The organism is Catenulispora yoronensis, assembly GCF_039531695.1.
Taxonomy (GTDB): Bacteria; Actinomycetota; Actinomycetes; order Streptomycetales; family Catenulisporaceae; genus Catenulispora; species Catenulispora yoronensis.
Map to the genome: position 1 here is coordinate 24,530 of NZ_BAAAQN010000097.1, position 6,362 is coordinate 30,891.

The following is a 6,362-nucleotide window of genomic DNA, read 5'->3' on the forward strand; positions in this document are numbered from 1 at the left end:
CGATGGCCGGCCGCAGTCAGTATTGGGTGGACATCCACCAGGGCGGGACCCCGCTCGGCGCGGGCTTCTTCATCACGGCCCGCTACGTCCTCACCGCTCGCCACTGCCTGCGCCGGATCCGCCGGGACGACGACACGCTCGACCTGCACTGCGCCGACGGCGAGGTGGTCGCGGCGCGGCTCTACCAGTCCGGGGCCGACGCCGACCTCGCGCTGATCGAGACCACCAAGCCCAAGGACTGGTCGATCGCGTTGCCCCGGCCCGATCTGCCGCGGGCCCGGGACGGGTGGACCGACCCGTACCGCCCGACGGCGAGCGACCCGTACCTCAAAGGTCTGATCGAGCACGCGCCGGTGCCGTACCTGTGCGCGGACGGCACCACCGTCCAAGCCCTCCAGCTGGGCTGCGACCAGGCGCTCGGCGACTACTCCGGCTACTCGGGCAGCCCGGTCGAGCGCCTGGTCGAGCACTCGGAGGAGCACTGCGACAGCGACGACGCCCGGCTGCTCGGCATCCTGCTGGAGCAGCACCTGGACCGGGAGAACCCGGACCGGGCCAGCGGCGTCCTGTTCGCCGCCACGATCGGCGAGGTCCTCGAACGCTTCGACTATTTCGGCCTGGCCCATTTCGAGCGGATCCTGGGCCTGCGGCTCACGCCGGCCGATCCGCCGCCGTTCGCAAGCGAGCCCTCGTCCGTTGTCGAGCCCCCGTCCGTCGTCGAGCCGGCGCGCAGCTCGCTGCGAGCGAAGATCGCCGAGGCCTCGGCGCTGGTGGACGGCCTGGAGGACTGGGTGTCCCGGGGCCTGCTCGACCCGGACGAGGTCAGGGTCATGGCCTCGCGGATCGCCAACAGCATCGTGGACGCGGGCATCGCGGAGATGACGCGGTGAGCGAGGGCGAGCGGGAGCCTTCCGCCGAAATCAGAGCACTTCATCTCGAAGGAACCGGGGATGAGGACTTCGACGACCAGCCGTTCGAGCGGGCCACCCGGCTGAACCACCAGGGCATGCTCGCGAGTCTGCGCGGACACGCGCACGAAGCTTCTGCCCTCTTTGAGGACGCCCTGCTCACGCCCGGGCTCCAGCACGGAGAACTGACCGGTCGGCTCCAGACGAACCTGGCGAGCGCCTACCTTCGGCAAGGTGATCCGGCGCAGGCCCAGAAATGGGCGCGGCGCGCGCTGTCCCTGCCCGTCGAGCACCGGGCCGCCGCGGTCGACGTGACGGCTGCCAAGGTCCTGTGCCAGGCCGCCCGGCAACGTGCGGACCACGCGGAATTCGGCTTGGCGGTGCAATACCTCGGTCAGGCGGTACAGCGGCGGGTCGCGGAGCTCGACAAGACCGACCCCGAGGCCCTCACGCTGGTGGTGGACCTGGCGGGCGCCCAGCTCGTGGAGGCACGCCGGGAGGCGCCCGGAACGCGCGTCGAAGCGCTGGTCGAAGCCTTGGAGCTGGCCGCCTTCCGGCTGTCCGCGGTGGTCGGCGCGACCGATCGGCGCGCGCTGCGAGCCGCGGCCGCTGTCGAGCTGGCGCGGCTCGAAGCGGCCAAGGAAGACGGGTCCCCGCCACGGCTGGAGCAGAGTGCCGAGCAGCTGGCGGCGCTGGCCAGGACCGCTCATCGGGTTCTGCCCCGGCGGGATCCCGAACTGCTGACCATCAGCTTGGCCGCGGCCGGTGCGCACGTCGAATGGGCGCGGGCGGTGGCCTCTCCGGCCAAGTTGGTGACCGCGGTCCAGGAGCTGCGCGACGTCACCGCCGAAGTCGAGGCGGCGCTCGGCCGGGATGCTGTGCAGACGCTGGAAGCGTCGGCCAACCTCGCGATCGCCGAGCTGGACCTCAGCCGGGCCCTGCGGTCGGAGGAACTGGCCCAGCGCGCGGTGGACGAGCTGATCGCCGTCGCCCAGCGCGTCGAACAGACGCTGGGACCAGGCCATCCGCTGGTTCCGGTCCTGACGGCCGCCGTCCGTCTGGGCCATGGTTTGATCACCGATCAGGACGCCGACTACATGTCCGGCGCGGGTACCGGTACGGTAATAGTCGCCGTTCGCACGGCGGCTGCGCGATGGGGAATGGATCATGACTACCTGCCCTTCGATCGCGCGGTCTCTGCCCTTCGCCCGGGAAACGGAGCTTCGCTGACCATGTCCGACCCCGACGTCGCGGCCAACGACATCGGTTCGGCGGAGGATTTCCTCGCCGCGATCGACCAGACCATCAACTACTTCAATGACGGGGACATCGTCGAGGGTGTCGTCGTGAAGATCGACCAGGACGAGATCCTGTTCGACATCGGCTACAAGACCGAGGGCGTGATCCCGGCGCGGGAGCTCACGTCGGTGCGCGATGTCGACCTGCGCGAGGTCGTGACCATCGGCGACCGCTTCGAGGCCCTGGTCGTCCAGAAGGAGGACAAAGAGGGCCGGCTCGTCCTGTCCAAGAAGCGCGCCGACCACGAGCGGGCCTGGCAGGCGATCGAGGCGGTCCACGCCGACGACGGCGTCGTCACCGGCAAGGTCGTCGAGGCCGTGAAGGGAGGCCTGATCGTGGACATCGGGCTGCGCGGCTTCATGCCGGCCTCGCTGGTCGAGAAGCGCCGGGTCCGCGACCTGCGGCCGTACGTCGGCAAGGAGATCCAGGCCAAGGTCCTGGAGCTGGACAAGGCCCGCAACAACGTGGTCCTGTCCCGCAAGGCCTGGCTCGAGCAGACCCAGACCGACGAGCGCCAGAACTTCTTCGGCTCCCTGCAGAAGGGCCAGGTCCGCTCCGGCGTCGTGTCCTCGATCGTCGCCTTCGGCGCGTTCGTGGACCTCGGCGGCGTGGAGGGGCTGGTGCACGTCTCCGAGCTGTCCTGGAGCCAGATCGACCACCCCTCCCAGGCCGTCGAGGTCGGCCAGGAGGTGCGGGTCGAGGTGCTGGCCGTCGACCTGGACCGCGAGCGCGTCTCGCTGTCGCTGAAGGCGACGCTGGAGGACCCGTGGCAGGCCTTCGCCCGCACCCACACCATCGGCCAGGTGCTGCCGGGCAAGGTCGTCAAGCTGGTGCCGTACGGCGTGTTCGTCCGGGTGGACGAGGGCATCGAGGGCCTGGTCCACATCTCCGAGCTGGCCGACCAGCACGTGGAGGTTCCGGAGCAGGTCGTGCGGGTGGGCCAGGAGATCTTCGTCAAGATCGTCGACATCGACACCGACCGCCACCGGGTCGCGCTGTCCCGGAAGCAGGCCGACGAGGGCCTGACCGGCGACATCGAGACCGACCAGTTCGACCCGGCGCAGTACGGCATGAGCGCCACCTACGACGACCAGGGCAACTACATCTACCCCGAGGGCTTCGACTCCGACACCCAGCAGTGGCTGGAAGGCTACGACGCCGAGCGTGAGGCGTGGGAGCTGGAGTACGAGCAGGCGTATGTGCTGTTCCAGGCGCACCAGCGGCAGCTTGCCGAGGCCCGCGGCCTCCTGCCGGACGAGCAGGGTGGGCAGGGCGCGGAGGACGGGCAGGACGGGCAGGGGTAGTAGAGCGACTGGATCTACTGGATCTACTGGATCCAGCAGGACCGGTAGGTGAATCCGGTCGCCGCACCCCGGGGTGCGGCGACCGACGCACGCGGTGCGGTGCAGTGCGGTGCGGGTGCCGGGCGTCGGCCGTCAGAGTCCTTTCGGGGAGCTGATAAGTTAGGTAAGCCTAATTATGGAGGTGTCACCTTGGCTCGCACGCGCCACAACTTCATCGTGCGTCGCACCGAACGCCTGAACGAGCATCTCGTCCGCGTCCACCTGGGCGGTCCGGGTTTTGCGACCTTCCAGCCCAGCGAGTTCACCGACTCCTACGTCAAGCTGCTGTTCGACGGCCCCGACGGCGAGGTCGCGCGGACCTACACCGTGCGCGCCGTCGACACCGAGGCCGAGACGATCGCGATCGACTTCGTGTACCACGGCGCCGAGGGCCTGGCCGGCCCCTGGGCGGCCGCGGCCCGGCCCGGCGACGAGATCGGGCTGTTCGGGCCCGGCGGCGCCTACGCCCCGCGTGCCGACGCGGACTGGCACCTGCTGGCCGGCGACCTGTCGGGGCTCCCGGCGATCTCCGCGGCCTGCGCCGCGCTCCCGGCCGACGCCGTGGGCCGCGTCTTCGTCGAGGTCGCCGGCCCCGCCGACGAGCTCGACTTCGCCCGCCCCGAGGGCGTGCTCCTCACCTGGATCCACGACGACGGCGCCGCGCCGGGGGAGCAGTTGGCGAAGGCCGTCCGCGCCGAGCCGTGGCTCGACGGACAGGCGCAGGTCTTCATCCACGGCGAGGCGCAGGCGGTCATGCACGACCTGCGTCCCTACGTCCGCAAGGAGCGCGGGGTCCCGGCCGAATGGGCGTCGATCTCCGGCTACTGGCGCCGCGGCCGGACCGAGGAGGGCTTCCGGCAGTGGAAGCGCGACCTCGCCGAGCGCGAGGAGACGGCTGTCGGCGGCGCGGAGCGGTGACTTCCGGCCGCGCGGAGCGGTGACTTCCGGCGGCGCGCGCCGGTTCGCCTGGTCGTACGCCTAACCCTCCGGCTGGCAGCTGGGACACCAGTACACCACCCGGTCCTGCGGCGGCGTTCCCAGGCTCGACGTCAGAATCCGCGTCCCGCACCGCCGACACGGCTGCCGGGCCCGGCCGTACACCCAGTTCCGCCGGTCGGCGCGGGGGTCGCCGGTCGTGACGTGGCCGCTGCGCAGCCGGTTGAGGGTCAGCAGCCGGTGCGCGGTGTCCACCAGCTTCTCCAGACCGGGCACCTCGCCGACCGGCCGCCAGGGCGGCACGCGGGCCAGGAAGCTGAGTTCGTTGGCGTAGACGTTGCCCACTCCGGCCAGGTTCCGCTGGTCGAGCAGCGCCAGGCCCAGCGGCCGGGACGGATCGGCGGTGAGGCGGCGCAGCGCCTCCTCGGCGTCCCAGTCCGGGCCCAGCAGGTCCGGCCCCAGGTGACCGACCACGCTCGGCTCCTCGGCCGTGGCGAGCAGTTCGACGACCGGCAGCCGGTAGCCGACGGCGGTGCTGCGCGCGGTGCCCAGCACGGCGCGGATCTGCCAGCCCGGGCCGCCGCTCCACCGCGCGCCCGCGGGGTGGACGGCCCAGCGGCCGTCCATCCGCAGATGCGTGTGCAGAGTCAGTCCGCCGTCGAGCCTGGTCAGCAGGTGCTTGCCGCGAGCCACGGTCTCCAGCACGCGGCGCCCGGCCAGATCCGTCGTGGCCAGGGCCGGGACCCGCAGGTCGGCGACGAGGAGGTCGTCGCCCGAGAGTGCGTCGTGCAGCTGGGCGGCGGTCCGGAACACCGAATCACCTTCGGGCAACGGGCCGACCTCCTGCGTGCGTTCTGGGTTCTAGGTTCTAGGTTAGTCGCGAACTTCTTCGACGCCGACCGACGGGCGCTAGTCGAACAGCCGCTTGAACGGCTCCGGATCGGCCCCGAGCCCGTGGTTGAACGGGTTCTCCAGGTTGTAGATCAGGATCAGCATGAAGCCGATCAGCGCGACCATGCCCATCACCATGCCGATGTGGGTGAAGCGTTGTTCGATGCCGTAGGCGAAGGTCAGGCCGATGGTGAGGATGCCGCCGAGGATCAGGCCGATCCACAGCACCGGGGGCATGCGCTTGGTGGCGTCGTCGAGGCGGCCGCGGCGGGCGTCGGCGAGGGTGCTGAGCTGGGTGGTGGCGTCGCTCAGGACGTCCTGGCGGGCGGTGGTGCCGGTGTCGGAGGTCAGGACGGCGGTGCGCAGCGTGGTGAGCAGCGTCCAGCCGGTGTTGTCGATCTCGTCGCCGTTGCGGAGCTTGGGCCACTCGGTGTTCACGACGTATTCCTCGTAGGCGGTCGCCGCCGTCTGGACGCGCTGCTGGTCGGCGGGAGCCATGGTGGCGCCCAGCAGGTAGAGCTCGTGCAGCGCGCTGGACTCGGTCGCGACGTGGCCCTCGGCGCTGTCCTTGTTCTCCCAGACCGCCACCAGGGCCAGGGCCAGGATCAGGGCGTAGATCACGCCGACGACCATGGTGACGTAGCCGGCGACGTCCTCCCGCTCCTCCTCTTCCTTGACCGGGAAGAACCGTACTTTGACGACCAGACCCATGAAACCGATGAGGGCTGCGAAGGCGACCACGATCAGGCCGCTCACGATATTGGACATCCACGCTCCTGCGGGGTCGGGGTCTACTTGCGGCGTGCGGCCAGGACGGCCCCGGCGCCCGCGGCCGGCATCATCATGACGAGGACGAACAGGGGGGTCTTGATGCCCGGACGGATCAGGGGCTTCGCAGCGTTCTGGGTCGGTGGGCGGTGCGGGGTGGGGGTGGCGCTGGGCGGGGGTGTGGGGGTCGGCGTGGGAGTCGGGGGCGGGGTCGGCG

At 70.8% G+C, this 6,362-nt stretch carries 4 protein-coding genes and 2 pseudogenes; 3 read left to right on the plus strand and 3 right to left on the minus strand.

The window, feature by feature from the left end; all coding sequences use genetic code 11:
* Nucleotides 1-2: 2 nt before the first annotated feature.
* The 3 genes and pseudogenes from ABD481_RS44205 (at nucleotide 3) to ABD481_RS44215 (ending at nucleotide 4,468) form a co-directional block, all read left to right on the plus strand.
* The gene (locus ABD481_RS44205; protein ID WP_344671926.1) at nucleotides 3-890 is read left to right on the plus strand and encodes a trypsin-like serine protease; all 888 of its coding nucleotides are present in this window, start codon (nucleotides 3-5) and stop codon (nucleotides 888-890) included.
* A gap of 1,250 nt (nucleotides 891-2,140) precedes the next feature.
* Nucleotides 2,141-3,448: pseudogene (gene rpsA, locus ABD481_RS44210) on the plus strand (30S ribosomal protein S1); the annotation flags it as partial.
* Nucleotides 3,449-3,700: 252 nt separating this feature from the next.
* Entirely contained in the window at nucleotides 3,701-4,468 is a 768-nt protein-coding gene (locus ABD481_RS44215; RefSeq protein WP_344671927.1) for a siderophore-interacting protein, read from the plus strand.
* A 60-nt stretch (nucleotides 4,469-4,528) separates the two neighbouring features.
* On the opposite strand, the gene ABD481_RS44220 is transcribed toward ABD481_RS44215, so the two are convergent.
* The 3 genes and pseudogenes from ABD481_RS44220 to ABD481_RS44230 all read right to left on the minus strand — a co-directional run.
* Nucleotides 4,529-5,317: a DNA-formamidopyrimidine glycosylase family protein gene (locus ABD481_RS44220; RefSeq protein ID WP_344671928.1), complete on the minus strand. Its 789-nt coding sequence runs from the start codon at nucleotides 5,315-5,317 to the stop codon at nucleotides 4,529-4,531.
* Nucleotides 5,318-5,395: 78 nt separating this feature from the next.
* On the minus strand, nucleotides 5,396-6,145 hold the full coding sequence (locus ABD481_RS44225) for a bestrophin-like domain (protein WP_344671929.1): 750 nt from the start codon (nucleotides 6,143-6,145) through the stop codon (nucleotides 5,396-5,398).
* 23 nt (nucleotides 6,146-6,168) lie between these two features.
* A pseudogene (locus ABD481_RS44230) lies at nucleotides 6,169-6,362 on the minus strand (MSCRAMM family protein); the annotation flags it as partial.

Excerpts from the sequence above, each read along its gene's own strand:
- ABD481_RS44205 (WP_344671926.1), top strand. The coding sequence starts at position 3 with ATGGCCGGCCGCAGTCAGTATTGGGTGGACATCCACCAGGGCGGGACC.
- ABD481_RS44225 (WP_344671929.1), bottom strand. The coding sequence starts at position 6,145 with ATGTCCAATATCGTGAGCGGCCTGATCGTGGTCGCCTTCGCAGCCCTC.